Origin of the sequence: Vibrio sp. Y29_XK_CS5 (assembly GCF_024181835.1) — a bacterium.
Classification (GTDB): domain Bacteria; phylum Pseudomonadota; class Gammaproteobacteria; order Enterobacterales; family Vibrionaceae; genus Vibrio; species Vibrio harveyi.
This window is the reverse complement of record NZ_JAMZAM010000001.1, coordinates 873,939-893,998: the sequence shown is the minus strand read 5'-3', so window position 1 is coordinate 893,998 and position 20,060 is coordinate 873,939. Positions and strand designations below refer to the sequence as shown.

General features: G+C 44.5%; 18 protein-coding genes. 7 read left to right on the top strand and 11 right to left on the bottom strand.

Features of this window, described 5'->3' with window-relative positions:
• Window positions 1–28: 28 nt before the first annotated feature.
• From NL647_RS03975 to NL647_RS03965, 3 genes are all read right to left on the bottom strand, one after another.
• Window positions 29–1,462, bottom strand: a complete 1,434-nt coding sequence (locus NL647_RS03975; protein ID WP_253649673.1) for an FAD-dependent oxidoreductase — start codon at window positions 1,460–1,462, stop codon at window positions 29–31.
• 354 nt (window positions 1,463–1,816) lie between these two features.
• Complete coding sequence (locus NL647_RS03970; RefSeq protein WP_253649672.1) at window positions 1,817–4,273, bottom strand: ABC transporter permease; 2,457 nt, start codon at window positions 4,271–4,273, stop codon at window positions 1,817–1,819.
• Entirely contained in the window at window positions 4,264–4,965 is a 702-nt protein-coding gene (locus tag NL647_RS03965; RefSeq protein ID WP_253649671.1) for an ABC transporter ATP-binding protein, read from the bottom strand. The genes NL647_RS03970 and NL647_RS03965 overlap by 10 nt, the downstream gene beginning before the upstream one ends.
• Here NL647_RS03965 and tesA point away from each other — a divergent pair.
• The 4 genes from tesA to NL647_RS03945 all read left to right on the top strand — a co-directional run bounded on the left by tesA (window position 4,964) and on the right by NL647_RS03945 (window position 10,706).
• Complete coding sequence (tesA, locus tag NL647_RS03960) at window positions 4,964–5,566, top strand: multifunctional acyl-CoA thioesterase I/protease I/lysophospholipase L1 (RefSeq protein WP_005451772.1); 603 nt, start codon at window positions 4,964–4,966, stop codon at window positions 5,564–5,566. The two genes, NL647_RS03965 and tesA, sit on opposite strands and share 2 nt — an antisense overlap.
• 83 nt (window positions 5,567–5,649) lie before the next feature.
• On the top strand, window positions 5,650–6,849 hold the full coding sequence (gene fabV, locus NL647_RS03955; protein WP_005451770.1) for an enoyl-ACP reductase FabV: 1,200 nt from the start codon (window positions 5,650–5,652) through the stop codon (window positions 6,847–6,849).
• A gap of 218 nt (window positions 6,850–7,067) precedes the next feature.
• Window positions 7,068–8,978: an EAL domain-containing protein gene (locus NL647_RS03950; protein ID WP_009696688.1), complete on the top strand. Its 1,911-nt coding sequence runs from the start codon at window positions 7,068–7,070 to the stop codon at window positions 8,976–8,978.
• A 72-nt stretch (window positions 8,979–9,050) separates the two neighbouring features.
• Window positions 9,051–10,706 (top strand): ABC-ATPase domain-containing protein, encoded by a 1,656-nt coding sequence (locus NL647_RS03945; protein ID WP_017189041.1) that lies wholly within the window; start codon window positions 9,051–9,053, stop codon window positions 10,704–10,706.
• A gap of 103 nt (window positions 10,707–10,809) precedes the next feature.
• Here NL647_RS03945 and NL647_RS03940 read toward each other — a convergent pair whose 3' ends face one another.
• A complete protein-coding gene (locus NL647_RS03940) occupies window positions 10,810–11,430 on the bottom strand; it encodes a DNA-J related domain-containing protein (protein WP_253649670.1) in 621 nt (206 codons plus the stop codon).
• 113 nt (window positions 11,431–11,543) lie between these two features.
• A complete protein-coding gene (locus NL647_RS03935; RefSeq protein WP_005451765.1) occupies window positions 11,544–12,383 on the bottom strand; it encodes an isopenicillin N synthase family oxygenase in 840 nt (279 codons plus the stop codon).
• Between the two features lie 222 nt (window positions 12,384–12,605).
• Between NL647_RS03935 and NL647_RS03930 the strand changes: the two genes are divergently transcribed.
• Window positions 12,606–13,202, top strand: a complete 597-nt coding sequence (locus NL647_RS03930; protein WP_005451764.1) for a DUF2238 domain-containing protein — start codon at window positions 12,606–12,608, stop codon at window positions 13,200–13,202.
• On the opposite strand, the gene cutA is transcribed toward NL647_RS03930, so the two are convergent.
• The 5 genes from cutA to NL647_RS03905 form a co-directional block, all read right to left on the bottom strand.
• Window positions 13,164–13,496 carry a divalent-cation tolerance protein CutA gene (gene cutA, locus NL647_RS03925; RefSeq protein ID WP_017189039.1) on the bottom strand — a complete coding sequence of 111 codons (333 nt, stop codon included), beginning with the start codon at window positions 13,494–13,496 and terminating at the stop codon, window positions 13,164–13,166. The two genes, NL647_RS03930 and cutA, sit on opposite strands and share 39 nt — an antisense overlap.
• A 9-nt stretch (window positions 13,497–13,505) precedes the next feature.
• Entirely contained in the window at window positions 13,506–13,757 is a 252-nt protein-coding gene (locus tag NL647_RS03920; RefSeq protein ID WP_017189038.1) for a hypothetical protein, read from the bottom strand.
• Window positions 13,741–15,447 carry an SgrR family transcriptional regulator gene (locus tag NL647_RS03915; protein ID WP_253649669.1) on the bottom strand — a complete coding sequence of 569 codons (1,707 nt, stop codon included), beginning with the start codon at window positions 15,445–15,447 and terminating at the stop codon, window positions 13,741–13,743. The genes NL647_RS03920 and NL647_RS03915 overlap by 17 nt, the downstream gene beginning before the upstream one ends.
• 79 nt (window positions 15,448–15,526) lie before the next feature.
• Complete coding sequence (locus NL647_RS03910) at window positions 15,527–15,760, bottom strand: DUF3389 domain-containing protein (protein WP_009701825.1); 234 nt, start codon at window positions 15,758–15,760, stop codon at window positions 15,527–15,529.
• 16 nt (window positions 15,761–15,776) lie between these two features.
• Complete coding sequence (locus tag NL647_RS03905; protein ID WP_009701824.1) at window positions 15,777–16,211, bottom strand: hotdog fold thioesterase; 435 nt, start codon at window positions 16,209–16,211, stop codon at window positions 15,777–15,779.
• A gap of 227 nt (window positions 16,212–16,438) precedes the next feature.
• Here NL647_RS03905 and NL647_RS03900 point away from each other — a divergent pair, with 227 nt between their 5' ends.
• A complete protein-coding gene (locus NL647_RS03900) occupies window positions 16,439–17,224 on the top strand; it encodes a M48 family metallopeptidase (protein WP_253649668.1) in 786 nt (261 codons plus the stop codon).
• 133 nt (window positions 17,225–17,357) lie between these two features.
• Here NL647_RS03900 and NL647_RS03895 read toward each other — a convergent pair whose 3' ends face one another.
• Window positions 17,358–18,386: a site-2 protease family protein gene (locus NL647_RS03895; protein WP_239211999.1), complete on the bottom strand. Its 1,029-nt coding sequence runs from the start codon at window positions 18,384–18,386 to the stop codon at window positions 17,358–17,360.
• Window positions 18,387–18,798: 412 nt separating this feature from the next.
• Here NL647_RS03895 and NL647_RS03890 point away from each other — a divergent pair, with 412 nt between their 5' ends.
• Complete coding sequence (locus NL647_RS03890; RefSeq protein ID WP_005451753.1) at window positions 18,799–20,049, top strand: outer membrane protein transport protein; 1,251 nt, start codon at window positions 18,799–18,801, stop codon at window positions 20,047–20,049.
• The last annotated feature ends 11 nt before the right edge of the window (window positions 20,050–20,060 follow it).

Sequence of the window (20,060 nt, the reverse complement as noted above, 5' to 3'; positions counted from 1 at the left end):
TCTAGTAGTTTAGTATCAAGCGCGGATGTTACATACCGTAGCGCTCTGCTAATGCTTGCGGATAACCACGCTCATAGGTCAGTTTGATCGCACAATCCTCTACTTCTTGATCAGTCCAATGGACAGTCACAGGATGCTGCTGCTCGACGTTATCGCTAGGTTCAATATCAAACCAATATTGCGCCATTTTCTGCGCCGCGAGTAATGTAGACGACGCTTTAACCACTTCGATACGCGCGTAGTTATATTCTTCAAACGTGACGTCCGCGGCTCGCAGTACTGGATCTGTCCCTGGGATCTGCTGAGCACCAAATAACGCCTTACCACCTCTTACTGCCGTGTGATAATCTGGAATGAACTGAGCCATGTGTGCTATCGCATTGTCGGTACGTTCATCAAGTATCTCTTGACGCCAACCATGACGTATTTTCGACAACAAACTTGTCGGTAGTTCTGGCTGCGCAGAAGCCTGTGAACTTTCGACTAAGCCATCGTCAAACAACGTAATACCTTTGGTCATCCCATGTAGTTGAAAATAACCATCGCCATAAGGTGTTAATTGAGCCATGCCCTTATCAGTACCACGAGGACCATGGAAAATAACCTCTGGCCATTGTTGAGTACATTCGTTCCAACGAGTGACGTATGCTGCCTTAAACTCAACAAGACGTTCACGCCGGACACCTACCTTGTCGTCCACGACTCCGGTTTCAAAACCGCACGCATTCACTAAGAAGTCGCAGTTCAACGCATGTTCAGAACCATCTTTTGTATAAGCCAAAGTCCAAGCAGAACCATTCCAATGAGACTCCACCAATTCCGCTTGTGTAATTACATCGACGTTTGGCATCTGCTCTAAAGTCATGTTCGCGATTGCAGCAAGACGGAATACGCTCCAACCATACTCTTGAACCGCCACAACCGGGTATTTAAGCTCATCTAGATCGGCATGCTGAGCAAATGGGATGCACCATTCATCAATGCTTTGAGGCTGTTCTGGTTGAGCTTGGCTCGCAAGTTGTAGTAACGCTTCCTTCGAGTAGAGTTTGTAGTACTCATCAGGTTCACCTAGAACTTGGTTTCGAGCGTCTTGGGCAACCAGCGTTTGGTAAGCACGTTTAATCACTTCCAGTCGTGGTAACAAAGTTTCTGGATCACCACCGTCTGAATACGGAACAGCAATAATAGTCGGACGAATATTCAGTGAATGGGGATACAAGCGAATCGTCTCAATAGACTGGGTTAGAAGATCTAAACATTGTTGTTCAGAAATCTCTCGATACAGGTTGCCGCCGGCATGCAAATGGCATATTGGGGGACCATTCACCAACGATACCCCTTTTTCGATTACGGACACTTTAAAACCTAACTCGGCAAAGTGAATCGCAGCAGTTGAACCTGCTACGCCACCACCAACGATAGCGATGTGTTTATCTTTACGATTTGGAAACTCAGACTTCATTGCTTCACTGAAAATTTTATAAGGAGAAATCTTTACTTAGTGTCGATTCTACTCGGGTTTGAGTATGATTAAAATCACAAAAAGTTCATGGGTTTGCGTTTGTTAACGGTATACGTCAAAAGTTACTTTTGAGAGCAAAAAATTTCCGAAAAAAGTGCTTGACGAGGTTGTTAGGAAAGCGTGTTTTTGACCCTGTGTGAATAATATTTTTACGCTAACACCCATGGCATAAAGCCTGCGGAAACACCCCACTTTACTAACGACTCAGTTATCCCAAAAGTTATCCACCGTTTTTGTGGATAACTAAAATAAAACTGTCATGGAGTGCATCCGCGGTAGTTAAACGGAGGCTAATTAAGTGTTTACTGGCGTTAACAATCTTTTCAAAAGGCTCATTACCACTAAAGCAAGAACAACAAACGTAGCGAAAGGTAAAGCTATCCACAATTCAGGGTGGATCTGCGCATTAAGCTCAAAGCCATATTTCATCACAGCAGCGACACAGACCTCTGCTGCAAACACTGCAACGCCACTCGCCACCATTGCCATAATGCCGTATTCAGCCCATAGCGTAGTGTTGATACGCTTCTTACTTGACCCCAATGTTCGATAGAGTCGAATTTCCTGCTGGCGTTGAGACAAACTCAAACGAAGCAATGTAAATATCAGCAAAAGACCAGCCACTACACCAAGCAATGCCAATATGGTGATTGCCGATACAATTTGTTGGATAAGTGTTTGGATTTTGTCACCCATGGTTCGAATATCGAGTACAGAGACCGTCGGATGTGCACGTGACATCGACGTCAACAATGCATTGTTATCATCGTCGATACGATAACTGATCAAATAAGAGCCTGGTAAGCTTGCCATCACGTCAGACGAAAAGATGAAATAGAAGTTAGGCTTCATATCACGCCACTCAACATGACGAATGCTATCAACAGTGGCATCGAAGTTTTGGCTGTTAATAACAAACCGCAATTTGTCACCAAGTTCGATACCCAGTTCATCTGCAACCTGTGCTTCTACCGATACACTGGCTTTGTTTTTCCACTCACCAGATATGACATCGTTGTACTCAGGAAGTGTCTCCCCCCAAGTGAGGTTAAGTTCACGACTCACGGCATCTGAACCTTGCCCCTCTGATTTAATCTCTTTAACGCTTACATCATTAATTTCTGCTAATCGACCACGAATGATTGGGAAGGCTCGTGACCGCGTCACGTTGTTTTTGTCCAATGCTTCTAGATAACTGTCTAGTTCGTAATCAGCGATATTCAAAGCAAATACGTTAGGTGCGTCCGCAGGAAGTGTTCTCGACCAATCAGCAAGAATATCGCTACGTACTAACCAAATTATCGAAAGTAACATCAGAGAAAGCGATAAAGCGCCAAACTGCAAACCACTGGTGACTGGTGTGCGATTGATTCGACTGAGTGCAAGTTTCATTGCTGGTCGAGTAGAAACTCGAGCAAATAACTTAGTAAGCGCAACGCTCGTTGCCGCAAGCACGACAAATAACATCGCAATGCCCGCAAGTACAATCCAAACCAGAGTGTTGTTTGCATAAAGGATAAGCAAAGGCACGACGGGCACTAAGATAAGCCACATGCGTTTCCAAGAGCGTTTGCCAGAACCTTGTTGAAGAACTTCTAGAGCAGGTGTTTTGATTAATCCGAGTAAGGGAATCCCAAGCGCTGGAACAGTAATAAGAACCGCTGATACAACTGAAATCAAGATAGGAGTGACGCCGTAACTAGGTAGTGGATTAGGCAACAAATCCCTGAGGGGAATTCGCAACAAATACTCCAAACCACTACCTAATAGCAGACCAACAATACTGGCACTAAGCAGCAAAATGGTGACTTGAATCAAAAGCCACTTTTCAATCCAGCGGCGATTCGCCCCCAAGCTTTTCAACATTGCGATGGTTTGCGTTCGGCTGTTCACGTAGCTTTGGCAAGTCAAAACCAACGTCGTTGCCGCCATGATGATAACAATAGCAACCGTCAAAGACAGGTATTGAGTTGTTCGTTCGAAGACTTCGTTACTTCGACTTGCAGTATCTTGCGTTCTCCAGCGATCACTTGGTGACAATTCAGTACTGTCTTGCAGTTGCGTTAATGTTGCATCGTCGCCTTTTAAAAACAAACGATATTGAACACGGCTCCCCAACTGGATTGCCCCTGTTTTTTCAACATCGCGTTGATGAATATAGGCTGAAGGCATTTGTTGGAATGGGTTAAAGCTCAAACCTGGTTCCATCAAAACTGCACCTGAAACGATAAAGTCCGCATCACCAATAGTGACAGCGTCACCCTTTTTAACATCAAGCTGCGCCATGATGCGTTCATCAAGCCATAGCTGGTTTTCTTTGACGTGGCCGGCTGAGTTATTGTCCAAGACTAATTCACCCATCAGAGGGTACTGCTCATCAACGGCACGAACAGAGATAAGCTGCATGCCAGTATCACTGAATGCCATGGTAGCGAATCGTGTCATGGTAGAGCGTGGCATCTCGTCGGTAGCAGCCAACAAAGTATTTGGTATAGGATTAGCAGACACAAAAACAGCATCAGCTGTTAACGCATCTTTACCTTGCTTAACGATCACCTGCTCCATTCTTTCTGCCAGAGCCGAGAGCGCAAAAATACTGGCAATCACGAGAATCAAGGCAACACTGATCGGCCATAGATTTCCTTGACGGATTTCACCCAAACTCCAACGTACTAAGCTTTTGTTTGGCGATTGTTTAGCCTGCTTAGGCATCTGAGTTGAGTCTTGCTCACTTGAAGAGATCACGGACATATCAACTCCTCCTGCAACTCGCCTGCTTCCATTCGATATACACGGTCACAACGACTGGCTAAATGACTGTCGTGAGTAACCAGTATTAACGTTGTGCCATGCTGTTCATTCAAATCAAACAGAAGCTCGATGACTCTTTCGGCGGTTTGATGGTCGAGGTTTCCCGTTGGTTCATCGGCAAACAGCAGTTCTGGCTGAGTCATAAATGCCCGTGCAAGAGCGACACGCTGTTGTTCTCCCCCCGATAATTGACTTGGTAAGTGGTCGAGACGCTTTTCCAGCCCAACCGCTGTCAGCAATGCTTTTGCTCTTGCATCATCTTCAGCTTCACCACGTAGAAGACAAGGTAACGTGACATTTCGTAATGCGCTCAAACTTGGAATGAGAAGAAAGCTTTGAAATACGAAGCCCAAGGAGTCCGCACGAATTTTTGCACGAGCTTCATCGTCTAACTTCGAAAGCTCATGCCCTAATAAGGTGATTTCGCCTGAGGTTGGGGTATCTAATCCAGCGAGCAGTGTCATCAATGTAGACTTGCCCGCGCCAGAGGTACCAACGATGGCAATCTTCTCACCCTTTCGAATGTCAACATTTACATTTTTAAGGATTGTTAAATGTTCTTGATTAGTAGAGACTTGTTTAGAAACTAAATTAGCTTGAACAATAGGTGCTTTAAGTACAGGTGTTTGCATGATTCGTATACTTTCCTTAGTTCTTTTTTTCTGTCTTTCCGTTTCTGCGCAGGCGAACGAAAAGTTGCTTGTTTTGGGTGACAGCCTAAGCGCTGGCTATCAAATGCCAATCGAAGAGAGTTGGCCTAGCTTACTTCCTGATGCGTTACTAGAACATGGTCAAGATGTAAAAGTTGTAAATGGCAGTATCTCAGGGGACACCACAGGTAATGGTCTTGCGCGTTTACCAGCTCTCCTTGAGCAGCACACTCCTGACGTCGTCCTTATTGAACTCGGTGCCAACGATGGTCTTCGTGGATTCCCACCTAAACTTATTACGTCGAACTTATCGAAAATGATTACCATGATCAAAGATTCTGGTGCGGATGTTGTGATGATGCAAATCCGTGTGCCACCAAACTACGGTAAGCGCTATAGCGATATGTTCTACGATATTTACCCTAAGCTTGCTGAACACCAAAAAGTTGCTCTGATGCCCTTCTTCTTAGAGCACGTCATCATTAAACCTGAATGGATGATGGATGATGGTTTGCACCCAAAACCAGAAGCTCAGCCTTTTATCGCAGACTTCGTTGCGCAAGAATTGGTTAAACATCTCTAATTTTGATGGTCTAGCTCAATAAGTTTTACCAAACTTTACGTTACTCTACTCGGCATCTTATTCACCAAGGTTAGATAATAACAATGCAAATAGAACCGTTAATTCAAGGTGTTGTAGCTCGATCGGCACATCCGTATGGGTGCCGCGCTTCCATCAAAGAGCAAATTAATTACGTAAAACAAGCTCCGCAGATCCAACATGGTCCCAAACGGGTTTTGATCATCGGTGCGTCTTCCGGCTTCGGATTGGCTGCTCGCATCGCCCTCACCTTTGGCGGCGCTGAGGCCGACACGATCGGCGTTTCATTCGAGCGTGGACCATCTGATAAGGGCGTTGGTAGTGCTGGTTGGTACAACAACATTTACTTTAAAGAAGAAGCGACTCATCACGGTCGAACAGCAGTAAACATCGTGGGCGATGCTTTTTCTGATTCTGTGCGCAACCAAGTAATCGAAGCTATCGAAACTCACTTTGAAGGTGAAGTAGATTTAGTCATTTACAGCTTGGCGACTGGTGTTCGTCCGAAGGCAGAATCTGACGAGTTTTGGCGCAGTGTCATCAAACCTATTGGTGAATCTGTCACTGGTGCATCGATTATGCTGGAAAACGATCAGTGGATAGACTCCACTCTTGCTCCAGCATCAGAGGAAGAAGCTGAAGCAACAATTAAGGTGATGGGCGGAGAAGATTGGGAAAGCTGGATCGATACGCTGATCAACTCTGAATCGGTGGCAAAAGGCTGCAAAACGATCGCCTTCTCTTACATGGGACCCGAAGTCACACACCCAATTTATCTTGATGGCACGCTAGGTCGTGCAAAAGTCGATTTACACCAAACCAGTCATGCATTGAACATAAAGATGGCAAACTTTGGTGGTGGCGCTTACGCGACCGTGTGTAAAGCGCTTGTCACAAAAGCGAGTGTGTTTATTCCTGCTCTCAGTCCTTACCTACTCGCTCTGTATCGTGTGATGAAGGAAAAAGGCACCCACGAACGTTGTATCGAGCAAATGCAACGTCTGTTCACGACGAAGTTGTACGACCAAGAAAAAGTACCTGTCGATGGTGAACGTTTGATTCGAATCGATGATCTGGAGTTAGATCCTCAAGTTCAGAAAGAAGTCAGTGAACTTCTTTCACAAATGAACGCAGATAACTTCAAACAAGTGGGTGACTATGCTGGATTCAAAGACGAATTTATGAAGCTAAATGGCTTCAACTTTGAAGGCGTCGATTACTCTCAAGATATATCGATGAAAGCACTCAAGGCGCTCAAGCCATAAGCTTGCACTTGGATTCTAGCGTCTCACTACTGAGATAGTGCCAAGTATTTCAAAGTCCTGAAAGGTTTTCAGGACTTTTTTTTGTTTCGGGTTCTGCCGCCCCTATACTTAAACTAAACGAATGGTTAAATAACTACTCAACAACAAGAATAAGCTCACATAAAAATTACAACGACTTTCATTCACAGGACGTGAACTTACGGGAAAGGATTACCTTTATGGGCACATTGCAAACCTTGGATTATGAGATCCCCGATTCGATGCGGAGAAGTTGGCAAAACATCGTCAACTTGTTAGCCCGCATTGCGGATGTTCCCACTACGCTTATCATGCGTGTGCATCCAGAGCATATTGAAGTCAATACCTCTAGCGAAACGGAAAATAACCCCTATAAAGTGGGTGACAAAGAAGCCCTTGGACATGGTCTGTATTGTGAACATGTCATTCAACACAAGCGCGAACTCCTGGTCTCGAATGCACTCAAAGACCAGGAATGGAAAGACAACCCGGATATCAAACTTGGTATGATCTCCTATTGTGGGCTGCCTTTGTACTGGCCGAACGGTGAAACCTTCGGTACCATCTGTATGCTAGATACTAAAGAGAACCAATACAGCGACACCTACCGTGAGTTATTAAGTTCTTTCAAAGAATCTATCGAGGCGCAACTTGCGGTTGTATTCCAGCAACACAAATTAGTAAGGCTAAATAGCGAACTAAAAAACAGAGTCGAAACGCGCACTACCGACCTTGCGCAACTCAGTTATTCATTGACGAAAGAGATCGACAGACGCAAAGCTGCCGAGAAACAAGTCAACTATCAACAAACTCACGACCAAGGCACTGGCTTTCTTAACCGCGCTGCTTTAGAAGAACAACTAGACGAAGTCATTGAGTCCATCAACCATGACGAGCAATCTTTGGTCGTGATTAACATTGGATTCAGTAACGCCCGTAGCATCCAAACCAAATACGGATTCGAAGCTTTCGACGAAGTGTTGAAGGAGTTTCGCTTTCGTCTTGGTCACAGTGAATCCAGTTATTTTGTCACAGGGCGACCAAGCTCCAACGATCTTGTGCTCATTGTTTCAGGCGAAGATATCGAGCCGAAAGTCCAACATTTACTCGACGAAATTACTCATGTGAGCGTTGGCAATTTTTATATCGATGACAATGAAGTGCATCTTCATTCTTACATTGGTGTCGTCCAAGCTCATCGAAACAGCCATGCCAAGCAACTGCTGCAAAATGCTTGCTATGCAATGTTGTTGTGCAAAGAGTCTGGCGAGTCATACAATTATTTCTGCGAAAGTCATACGCAAGATCTCAACAACCACAATCAACTAGAAAGCTACCTTCTACAGGCAGTTCGTAATGATGACCTGATGTTGTACTTCCAACCTAAGGTGCTTCCCCACACGCACAAATGGATAGGTGCAGAAGCGCTGTTACGTTGGCGTCATCCTGTCTTAGGTGATGTCTCAAATGAAGCGCTAATTCATATGGCAGAGCAAAACGGCTTGATCTTTGAGGTGGGTTCATTCGTTTTACGCACAGCCATAGACAAAGCCAAGCAATGGTCTGAGTTAGTGGATAACTTCAAAATTGCCGTTAATGTTTCGCCTATACAATTGCAAAACGTTAACTTTGCCGAACAGATAGAACATCTACTTGAAACCTTCCATCTACCAGCACACTTCCTTGAGCTAGAAGTGACTGAGAGCGCTTTAATCGCAGATGAAGTCGTTGCACGTAACACGTTGAATAAACTACACAAGCTTGGCGTCACACTGTCACTAGATGACTTTGGGACAGGCTATGCCTCTTTCAGTTACTTGAAGAAATACCCTTTTGACGCGATTAAAATTGATAAAAGCTTTGTTCAGCAGATGGAAAAATCTGACGATGACAGAGCCATTATTTGTTCCATTATCCATATTGCTAAAAAGCTTGATCTCCAAGTTGTCATTGAAGGTATTGAATCCAGCCAACAAGAGCAGTTTCTAATTGGTGAAGGCTGCGATATCGGACAAGGTTTTTTGTATGGTAAGCCAATGCCTTGTAATGAATTCGAACAAAGTTTGTTTAATCAAAACCTATTAGGTGGCCAATACACCTATTCTTCCTAAGCATTTCCTTTACTCTGTTGGCGGTGGTTTCTATAATCGCCGCCCGCTTCCAATAAAAAGGCCATTATCTTCATGGATCAGTTGACTGCCACGCTTAAGAAAATCGAAAAGCAGAACTACCGCGCATACCAACAAATCAAAGGTCAATACGACTTCGGTGATTTCGACTTGTACATCGACTACGTACAAGGTGACCCGTACGCATCTGCTTCTCGCCTACGTGCAACTCGCGCGTGGTCTTTGACCGGTCTCGAATGGCTAAAAGATGAATCTCCAGCATTCCAGCGTGCAGCCCGTGACTTCATTGCGCGTAGCTTTGATGAGTTTGCAAAGCAAGAGAATACCGTAGCTATCTCACTTAGCGGTCAAACCGTTTTGGACAATACGGCAGTACTTTTCACTGAAGAAGGTATTGAGCTTCGCTTCCGTGTTAACCTGCCTGCCGAAGGTCGCTCTGTTCTTGGCAAAAAAGCGAATAACATTCTGACTTTCTACTTGCCGAAGTTTATTCGTCGCGCAACATTAGAGCGCGAGCTGAACAAAGACGCATTGATTGAGCACTGTAAAGTGGTTGAAGACCAAGCGTCTCTGCGCGAGCAACTTGAAGCAAACAATCTAGTCGCTTTTGTGGCGAATGGCAGCATCCTTCCGCGTATTGCAGGTAACTGTGACTTGCCGATGAAAGACGCGGTTGAATTTAAAGCGCCAGAGTCACTTCAAGTAACTTTGCATGCGCCAAACAAAGGTTACGTAACAGGTTTGGGTATTCCAAAAGGCATCACATTGATTGTTGGTGGTGGCTTCCATGGTAAATCAACGTTGCTAAATGCGATTGAACGCTCTATTTACGATCACATTCCTGGTGATGGTCGCGAATACATCGTCACTGATGCGAACGCGATGAAGATTCGTGCAGAAGACGGTCGCTGCGTTCATCACTTGAATTTATCTAACTACATCAACCATTTACCAATGGGTAAAGATACGGCAGATTTCTCTACGCAAGACGCCTCTGGTTCAACCTCTCAAGCCGCTTGGTTGCAAGAATCTATCGAGGCCGGCGCTAGTTCACTGCTTATTGATGAAGATACGTCAGCAACTAACTTTATGATTCGTGATGAACGTATGCAGGCATTGGTTGCCAAAGGCGACGAGCCTATAACGCCTTTGGTAGATCGCATCGGACAATTGCGTGATGAGCTTGAAATCTCGACCATCATCGTTATGGGTGGCTCAGGAGACTACCTAGATGTTGCAGATACCGTTATCCAAATGCACGATTACCAAGCAGTTGATGTAACAGAAAAAGCAAAGCAAGTTATTGCACAGCATCCGACTCAGCGTCACAACGAGTCAGAAGAAAACTTGCAAACATTCCGCCCTCGTGCGTTAAACCGTGTAGCGCTAATGAACATCCTGACAGACGGCAAGTTCCGTGTGAATGCAAAAGGCAAAGATTCTCTTCGCTTCGGTAAAGAATTCGCAGATCTAAGTGCTCTTGAGCAACTTGAGTCAGCGGATGAAGTAAACACGATTGGTTGGTTGTGGTTCCAAATTGCTCAACTTCCGGGTTGGTGTAACCACCCTGCAAAAGAAATCGAAGACATGCTTACTGGTGAATGGTACGCGACCTTGCCTAAACAAGGCGACTTAGCGAAACCTCGTACATTGGACGTAATGGCAGCGCTGAACCGTATGCGTAAGTCTCAGTTCAAACCTTCTCGTTAATACCCAACGAGCAGCTAACAAAAGGCAGCGATAAACGCTGCCTTTTTAATCTTGTACGAATCATGACGCCCAATACGTGACAATGTAACTTAAAATGAATTCATTATCCGTTTCGAAGTACGTTCCAAGCATTGCATAGCACTCTAAACCTATCTGCATTACCGTTCTCTCGGTCTGGGTGCCAACGTAATGCCAGCTTACGCCATTGTCGGCGAATCTCAGTTCGGGTTGTGTCTGCATCTAGCTCAAACAAATGTAGTGCTTTACTTCGGTCTAGGTCATCAGAGACATTTCCCCCGATGTAACGTTGATATCGACTCCAGAAGTCATTAAGTAGTCGGCGCACCTCGCCTTCGTCCGCTTCGTAGTTCTTCCAATCAAGGTAATACTCTCTTAGGGGATCATTGGTATCAACGCTGTGGCGAGAGGCTTCTATGGCGGACATAAGCACAATATTCATTGCTTCGACTTGCAACCAACCATCGGGATAAAGCGTTTCTTGCAATTGATAGAGCGCGTTCATTAATAAGAAATTTCGCTTGAAAAGATCTTTATCCGGAGATTCATCTAACTGTTGTATGTAGCCCTTTTGGCTGAGCTCATGAGCTAAAGTATGCACCTTCCAATTTGAAGGCTGCTTTCTGAGGATGTCTAAAATGGGCCACAACAATGGGTTTTCCATGTATTGCTGACTGTTTTGGCAAACATTGAGTTGTTCGTCCATGTATCCCCTAACCGTTTAAGTACCTGTTATATAAAGCTAGTCAATTTGTACCATAAACACAAAAAGGCTGACAGTCATAAACCATCAGCCTTTTGAAGCAAGATCTCGTTAACTTAAATAACGCCTAATTCTCTTAAACGTTCCATCAGGTAGCTGTGCGCAGTGTAACGCTCTGAAAGTACCGTATCTGGTTTCGGGTGCAAGAAAAGCGGAAGCGAAATACGCGACTTTTCTTGGCGACCACCAGTTGGGTTAATCACGCGGTGCGTTGTTGACGGGAAGTAGCCACCAGACGCCTCTTGCAGCATATCACCGATGTTAATGATCAAGTTACCGAAGTCACATGGCACATCTAACCAGTCACCTTCTTTGCTCATTACTTGCAGACCAGGTTCGTTTGCTGCTGGCAGAACCGTTAGTAAGTTAATGTCTTCGTGCGCGGCAGCACGAATTGCGCCAGGCTCTTCTTCACCCGTCATTGGTGGATAGTGAAGAACACGAAGTAGCGTTTTATCGCTGTTGTTAATCATCTCTGACAGCGCAATTGAGAATTTCTCTTGAACGTCTTTTGGTGCGTATTCTTCTACCCAACCAAGCAGTTCTTGAGCGAATGCATTAGCGCGCTCGTAGTACTCTAAAATCTCTTCTCTTAGCTGTTCTGGCATCTGACCCCAAGGGTACACGTGAAAGTACTCTTTGATGTCTTTGACTGAATGACCTTTCGCAACTTCAGAAACTGATGGTGGAAAATATCCGTCTTGTGTTTCAACATTGAAGTGGAAATCGTTCTTTTGCTCTGAGCAGAAAAACTCGTACCAGTTTTTGTAAATAGATTCGACCAGCTCTTGAGGAATTGGATGGTTCTTAAGAACACCAAAACCCGTTTCGCGCAGTGAGGTGACGAACTGTTGAGCAGCATCGTCAGCAAGATAATCGACAGTTTCCAGTTTCATGACTTTACTTCTTTTTTATTAGACTGAACGGTGAATTCTATGGATGGGTATGTTGTAAATCAAACTTTAATGAAATGTTTACGCGCAAACGTTTTATTGTTGAGCAGTTTGGCAATATATCAACATAAAAAGTAATCATCTCCTTGTTAAATTTATTAATTGCACACCGTTCAATTAAGTGTAATCATAGAGTCAGTATTTAATTGAAGGATCAATTTCTGTATGAAAAGCACTTCTACCCTGTTGGGTTTGACCATTTTCTACGCCATCGTTTTTCTATATTCTGCTCTCGAGCCAAGTTCACGCGCAGTTTGGTTCGCGGAAATCGTACCTGCTATTGGTATTCTTATTGCCATTTGGGCACTGTCTATCCGCTATCAGTTTAGTAACACAGCCTATGTGCTGATGTTTATTTGGTTATGCCTTCATACGATCGGCGCAAAATATACCTTCGCAGAAGTCCCATTTGATTGGTTTAATAACTTAATTGGCTCTGAGCGTAATAACTTTGACCGCGTCGCTCACTTTTCTATCGGCTTGTATGCCTATCCTATTGCTGAATATCTAATTAACAAGAAAAGGATCAGTTCCGGATTTGCATCTTGGTTTGCGTTGTTTGCGATTATGTCACTCGCAGCTGGTTACGAAATCATTGAATGGTGGTATGCGGCAATAGCTGGTGGTGATGAGGGTATTGCCTTTCTGGGTTCACAGGGTGATATATGGGATGCCCAGAAAGACATGTTGTGCGACACCATGGGAGCAATTGTGTCGTTACTTTTACTGACAACTCAGCGTCGACTGGCGAAGCCATTCTAAATACGGGTTAAAACCTTCGACAATTGGGACCTGTACGATTTGAGCGACCTCATACTCGTGCAGGTCTTTTATTTTATCTTCTACTAATGCATAGAGATCTTTGCGTGTCTTGATGATCAACAACCATTCATTGTCGCTGCAGACTTCACCTTTCCACACATAATGACTCTCTATTGCCATCGTCTGAATGCAAGCGGCTAACTGCCCTTCCAGTAGCCCTTTGATGATTTCGTCCCGGTTCTTCTCTGTACCAGAAGTACTCAAGACCATACAGTATTCGTGTTGTTCGCTCATAACTTACTCTTACTTCATCGTAACCTTACCACCAATCATCTTGTAGGCAGGCGTTCCTCTTACTAAGGTGTCTCTTGCAAACTCTTGTTCACAACCAGGGCAAATGCAAGGCGTGCTGGTAAAGTCTTCGACAATACGTTCCTTAAAACATTTAACGAGGGCACCTTTGCCGCCCTTGCGGTACTTGAACAGCTGCGCTTTACATTTGGCGCAATATATCTCGACGGTTTTAGTCGGTTGCTTCTTATTCGGTTTCGCCATCTTTCTCTATTTTTGGTTTTACCCATACGTTGCTGAAATCGAACCACCCTAGTGCATTACATTTGGCGTTTTGTAGCGCACCACTATGGTCTTTGTTTACGCCTAGCCAACAATGGAACATAGGGATCACTTGGCAGCTCTTCACAAGTTGCCTACCTAACTCACGAGCTGGGAAATCGCTGTGTTGACCAGCACGCCATTGATCCACCAGCCCTGCCCAACCAGAGAAATCATATCCAGCACTGAATTTGTCAATATCACTGTAATCTAACAACCATCCCGCGAGCGCATCGTTACGGTTGGTGGCGATCCCCATTGCTTTGATCCAAATATCCACTTCTTCTGGTGACGGTGATTGCGTGTCATAACGGATGAACTCAACCTCAACACCATGTGGCTTTAGCAAGGTTTTGATCGCTTTAGCAATAACAGGAAACATTGGGTGCTTCTTTTGGTAAGCGACGCAAATGACTTTATCTTTCTGAGGTACTTCCCCCGCAGCACTTGGTCTCAGATCGATCCAGCCCGGCTTCAAACCAAAGGCTTGTAACACACCCAGCTCTATGATTTTGTCTTGAGGTACATGAGCATACACCTGGTAACTGTTTAATGTTTGACTAAGAAACTCAGCCCAACGTGGGTCTTTTGCAACACCTGTATTTTTATTCAGTAGTAAGAAGGTGCAACCGGGATCCAGCTCAACCTCGTCAGTAGAGGCTTGTTTATCCATTTGGGGTTTGGTCAAACTTGGGTAAACCATTGACGAATAGGCTTCATCGATCACCCACACCTCTACTTGGTCTAACAGAGGACGTAACCCAAAGTAGCCATCAAACGCAGTCAAAATTAAGCGCTTGTCGTCATTTACTTTAACTTGGAATGGTCCAGTCCCTACTGGCTTTCTATCGAATTCTTCCGAACGCAGCGTGCTCGGTAAGAGTACTTTTGCTTGGGATTCACTCAGAGCAAGTGGTAAGTATTTATCTGGACGAACAAGATGAATATCCACCGTCCAAGGCTCTGGCGACATTACATTTTCAATATGAGAGAAAAGATTCAACTCACTTAACGCACTAATACTCTCAATGACACAGTCGGTGGTCAGTAGTTCACCGTTATGAAAACGAACACCTCGACGTAAATAGAAACGCCAATGAGTGTCTGAAAGCGCTTCCCAATAATGCGCCAAATCCGGCTGGAGGTGTTCATTGTCATCCAGTCTAGTTAATCCACTGAATACCTGACGCGCGATATGCTGCTCAGAACGGCGCATCGGCTTTTGAGGGTTCAACATCGCAAGTGGTCGGTAGTACGGCAAACGCACAACTTGCTCACCTTGACGATGTTGGAGACCAAGATAACCTTGAATAACTTGGGTAAGCTTGGCGGCGTCATTATCTAGCGCCTCCAACGCTTGACCAATTTTACCTTCATCTAGATAACGGCGTGCGAGGTTCTCGCTAACATCACTGCGATTACGTTTAAAAATGAGTGTAGAAAGCTTTCCTCGACCAGCGGCAGGATGCCATTCAATCCACCCTTCTTCCTCTAATTTATTGAGGACGATTCGAGCGTTTCGGCGAGTACAGAAAAGTGCTTCGGTAATATCTTCGAGTTGAACTTCCGTGTTATTACCAGAGAATTTTTCAAACAGTGTTTCGAATTGAACACGTAAACGAGGGCTACTCATAAAGAGGAAATTTTAGTTTTCATAACGATAAACTAAGTTTCCTCATTTTTTGCAAAAAGTGCAAACCTAGACATGCAAATTATTGAATGTCGATACCAATTTCTTGCGCTAGTTGGCGTAATTGATCTTCATCATCGAGTTTGATCGACCATTTTGTTTCTGCACCATGTGCCAAAACAACGTTTGCACCACGACCAAGTAACTGAATCGCATCAACTTGTGCTTGCATTGTAACCATGCCGTTACCATTGAGTTTAATAACGACTTCTCGCTGCGTTGCGATGATTTTACCAAGAGAAAATTCAATAACCATGTTCGTCTTCTACTCGTTAATGTGACTTTTCTTTTTGGTGTTTCACGGCGATCGTCAGTCGACTGGTGCAAACTAATCGACCTCGTTCATCAGCGATGTCGATTTGCCACACCTGAGTTGAGACACCGAGATGAACGGGCTTTGCAGTGCCAATGACATAGCCGCTGCGCATTGCACGGACGTGGTTAGCATTAATATCTAATCCAACGCAATAACTGCCTTCTCCAACACAAAAGTTTGCAGCGAGCGAGCCTAAAGTCTCTGCCAAGACGACAGACGCACCACCATGAAGCATACCCAGTGGCTGATGTGTAAAACTGCAAACAGGCATGGTTGCTGATAACGAGTCATCAGTAAAATCGGTGTAAACGATTTGCAGATGCTCCATCATGGTGTTTTTTGATGTGGCGTTAAGAATGTCCAAGTCGATTGGCTTTTTCCAGATACTCATTTGTTCGCTCTTATCTCATCCAGTATTGCACTGGTGCTCAGTCTTTAAAAGTGCGTCTAGCATAGACCTGAATGCATCGCTACTTCAAGGCGCAACGCATTACATTATGTGATTTATGTATTCCCAAATAACCTAGAGATACGTCGTTAAGCGAGAATGGCTTAAAGTTTCTTTACTAAGCGTTATACTATTGGTACAAAACAGAAAAAATACTTATGGACCCCATTATGAGAACATGGATTAAAGCCTCAATTCTTATGACCGTTGCTGGCTTAACAGCATGTAGCGCTTCACCGACAGGTCGAAACCAAATCTTGATGTTTTCCGACCAAGAGATGTCTTCTCTCGGTGCCAAATCTTTCGAGCAAATGAAGAAAGAAATACCGATTAGCAAAGACAAAAAGACCAACGCTTATGTTCAATGTGTGGCGAAGCAAATCACAGGCACTATCCCTCCTCAGCCGGGCTTTAAAGATTGGGAAGTGGTGGTTTTTGATAGTGACCAAGTCAACGCCTTCGCCCTTCCTGGAGGGAAGATTGGTGTATACACGGGCTTATTGAAAGTGGCGAAGAACCAAGATCAGCTAGCGACCGTAATTGGTCACGAGGTTGCACACGTACTTGCTGACCACAGTAATGAGCGTCTGTCTCAAAGCCAATTAGCAAATGCTGGATTGTCTCTAGCCAATGTAGCAATTGGTGCATCTGAATATAAACAATACCAACAAATGACAATGGCAGCGCTTGGTGTTGGCGTGCAATATGGGGTAATTTTACCTTACGGTCGTACGCAAGAGTCCGAAGCAGATATCGTGGGTTTAGGGTACATGGCGAAAGCAGGTTTCGATCCAAATCAAAGCGTCGATCTTTGGAAAAATATGAGCGCGGCTGGTGGCGCCCAACCGCCAGAATTTTTCTCTACTCACCCATCACACAGCACGCGTATTCGTGATTTGCAGGCGACGATTAAAACGCTGCCTGCTTCAAACGTAAAAGCACCGAAATGTGGTTAAATTGCTTAGCCAATCTAGTGTAAGCAACCTACTACTCTCTAGCTCGCTTTCTCAAACGAGTTAAACGAGCAAATAGAAGTCAAAAAGAAAGCGCCATTGGGAGCTTTCTTTTTATTTAATTCGCATTAGCCCTTTACGTACCAAGGATTTGCAGTGGCAGGCTTAACAGGCTGTCGCCAAGACCCGCAAAATACCAAATGATAGCAATGAAGCCTCCAATGGACACTAGATACCAAGCGAAAGAGAAAAGCTGCCCATATCGAGTTAAAGGCAACAAATGACTATGGTGTCTTGTGCGCCACTCCACCACAACTTCCAACATCCCCATGATGAGCAAGAATCCCAACAACGTTAAACCGAATGCGTAGCTAATATAGATACCCAATGCTGCAGTCGCGACGCTACCGGCTAGACCAATCCATGAGTTCATGGAGAAAGTAATGCTCTTCAGTACATGTCCACCGTCTAGAGGTAAAATCGGCAATAGGTTAAAGAGGTTTAACAAGGCGTTAAATACCGCAAGGCCGGCAAAGATCATCTCTCCCGTCACCCAGTACAAAATTGTAAATACAATACTCAACACCAATCCAAAGAAAGGTCCCATGATCGAGATAACAACGTCTTGCCAGCGTGTATTGATCTTTTCATCGCTTAGCGCCAACCCGCCCAAAAAAGGAATGAGGTATATCCCCTTGGTTTTCATACCGAAGTATTTCATTGCACGGATGTGCCCGTATTCGTGAAAGACCAGGCATGCAACAAGCGCAAGCGCGAACTCTATCGAGAACAACCATGAGTAGGCAGCTAAACTCGCAGACGCTAACGCAACCTTAATCACTTTCGCACTCTTAAGCGCTTTCATTCCCAGCGACACAAGACCAATGATGCTAAAGCGCTTTTCTGTTGGTGGCGGCTCAACTGGAACTTGTTGCTCAATATCCTTTTCATTGCGAGTTCCTTCAGCCACAAGAGTCTCATTAACCGTAGCTTGATATTTGAAGTCAAAAGGTTGCCAATTTAACTCACAGCTCAGTTGGCAGTTCAATACCTGCTCTCCAGAAGAAAGTTTGAATTGATGTTGCGTCTTGCCGGAATCATCATCACTAGCATCAATTTGTGATACCAGAGTGTTATCCCAAAACAGTTGTTGCCAACCCGCCATAGAACCTTCCAGCCTAAGCGATTTCCCCAAAAATTCGATGTGTAGTAATTCCAACGCGATTTCCAATGCGATAAACACAAAGTGGGAATTATGCCTGTAATGGAATAGAACGCAAAGCATGTTAACAACAGGTGTTTGGTTAGCGATTAACCATAAGATTTACAAAACAAGTCTGGTCGTACCATTTGCTATAAAAATATCACCATAATACATGACCTTATTAATTGCTGTTTGACCTATGCATCAAATTTAAAACGCAATATACGTCTAATCTTTGACAAGATAATAAACATACAATTAACATTATATTTACATTGCAGTTGTAATTCTAACCGACAGCAACTGGTGTAAAAGGCATACAACAAATACAAAGACTTCGGTCTAACATAATGACACCCTAGGAGGGTCAAGGATGAACAAGAAGCACTGCTCTCTGCTTACAATTTCAATATTGTTTGCGTGTAATGCCCAATCTGCGGGCTTTCAGGTTGCTGAACACTCGGCATCTGGTCTTGGTAGAGCATTTTCAGGTGAAGGCGCGGTTGCGGATAACGCAAGCGTTTTAGCGCGTAACCCGGCTGCGATGACACTTTTTAAAGAAGCTCAGTTTTCAGGTGCGCTATCCATCGTCGATCCTGAAGTTAACGTCTACGACACTTACCATAAAGAACATGCAAAAGACGTAGCTCCGCTGCAAATCGTTCCTGCTGGCTACTACATTAGCCCTATTAACGATCAATGGGCTTGGGGTCTTGGTATGTTCACAACCTACGGTGTTGCCACTGACTACCCTAATGATATCTCTGCCGGTGATATGGCAGGCGATACTTCTTTGCTGTCTGTAAATATCAACCCAAACATTGCTTACCGCATCAATGAACAATTCAGTGTTGGTGGTGGTATTAACCTTGTCTACGCGCAAGCGGAATTGACTCGTCATAAAGGTGCCCTAGCTCCCCTATTTGGTCCTGGTAGTAAAAAGTCTGACAACCTAATTGGTATGGAAGGCGATACGTTTGCCTGGGGCTGGAACATCGGTGCGCTATATGAGTACAACGAAAATAACCGCTTTGGTTTCGGCTATCGCTCTAAAGTGGATTTAGACTTCGACAATGGTGAGTTCAGTAGCTATGACTCTGGCATCGCAACAGCACCAAAAGTCGATGGTCGACTACAAATTTCGCTTCCTTCTATCATCGAACTCTCAGCATTCCACCAGCTAAACGACAAGTGGGCTATCCACTACGGTTGGCAGCAAACAGATTGGAGCACATTTAAAGAACTAAAAGCGACGAGCCCACAATGTAACGACGGCACCGCTGGTCAATGTTTCTTTAAACCTGAGAAATACGAAGACAATAACCGCTACTCTTTCGGTGGTACATATACTCTGAACAATCAATGGACATTACGCGCTGGTATCGCATTTGACGAACAAGCGGGTAAAGCGACGTTGAGTATTCCTGATAGCGACCGTTTCTGGTATAGCGCGGGTGTGACTTATGTAATGCAAGAAAACTTAAGCTTCGATGCTGGTTTTGCCTTTGTTAAGAGTAAGTCTGGCTCGTTCACTGAAACAAACGCAGCAGATCAAGAGATCACATTTGATTCAGAAGGTACGGCTTACATCAGTGCTGTACAGATGAACTACACCTTCAAATAATCAGGATTAAC

Excerpts from the sequence above, each read along its gene's own strand:
- NL647_RS03975 (WP_253649673.1), bottom strand. The coding sequence starts at position 1,462 with ATGAAGTCTGAGTTTCCAAATCGTAAAGATAAACACATCGCTATCGTT.
- NL647_RS03970 (WP_253649672.1), bottom strand. The coding sequence starts at position 4,273 with ATGTCCGTGATCTCTTCAAGTGAGCAAGACTCAACTCAGATGCCTAAG.
- tesA (WP_005451772.1), top strand. The coding sequence starts at position 4,964 with ATGATTCGTATACTTTCCTTAGTTCTTTTTTTCTGTCTTTCCGTTTCT.
- NL647_RS03965 (WP_253649671.1), bottom strand. The coding sequence starts at position 4,965 with ATGCAAACACCTGTACTTAAAGCACCTATTGTTCAAGCTAATTTAGTT.
- fabV (WP_005451770.1), top strand. The coding sequence starts at position 5,650 with ATGCAAATAGAACCGTTAATTCAAGGTGTTGTAGCTCGATCGGCACAT.
- NL647_RS03950 (WP_009696688.1), top strand. The coding sequence starts at position 7,068 with ATGGGCACATTGCAAACCTTGGATTATGAGATCCCCGATTCGATGCGG.
- NL647_RS03945 (WP_017189041.1), top strand. The coding sequence starts at position 9,051 with ATGGATCAGTTGACTGCCACGCTTAAGAAAATCGAAAAGCAGAACTAC.
- NL647_RS03940 (WP_253649670.1), bottom strand. The coding sequence starts at position 11,430 with ATGGACGAACAACTCAATGTTTGCCAAAACAGTCAGCAATACATGGAA.
- NL647_RS03935 (WP_005451765.1), bottom strand. The coding sequence starts at position 12,383 with ATGAAACTGGAAACTGTCGATTATCTTGCTGACGATGCTGCTCAACAG.
- NL647_RS03930 (WP_005451764.1), top strand. The coding sequence starts at position 12,606 with ATGAAAAGCACTTCTACCCTGTTGGGTTTGACCATTTTCTACGCCATC.
- cutA (WP_017189039.1), bottom strand. The coding sequence starts at position 13,496 with ATGAGCGAACAACACGAATACTGTATGGTCTTGAGTACTTCTGGTACA.
- NL647_RS03920 (WP_017189038.1), bottom strand. The coding sequence starts at position 13,757 with ATGGCGAAACCGAATAAGAAGCAACCGACTAAAACCGTCGAGATATAT.
- NL647_RS03915 (WP_253649669.1), bottom strand. The coding sequence starts at position 15,447 with ATGAGTAGCCCTCGTTTACGTGTTCAATTCGAAACACTGTTTGAAAAA.
- NL647_RS03910 (WP_009701825.1), bottom strand. The coding sequence starts at position 15,760 with ATGGTTATTGAATTTTCTCTTGGTAAAATCATCGCAACGCAGCGAGAA.
- NL647_RS03905 (WP_009701824.1), bottom strand. The coding sequence starts at position 16,211 with ATGAGTATCTGGAAAAAGCCAATCGACTTGGACATTCTTAACGCCACA.
- NL647_RS03900 (WP_253649668.1), top strand. The coding sequence starts at position 16,439 with ATGAGAACATGGATTAAAGCCTCAATTCTTATGACCGTTGCTGGCTTA.
- NL647_RS03895 (WP_239211999.1), bottom strand. The coding sequence starts at position 18,386 with ATGGCGGGTTGGCAACAACTGTTTTGGGATAACACTCTGGTATCACAA.
- NL647_RS03890 (WP_005451753.1), top strand. The coding sequence starts at position 18,799 with ATGAACAAGAAGCACTGCTCTCTGCTTACAATTTCAATATTGTTTGCG.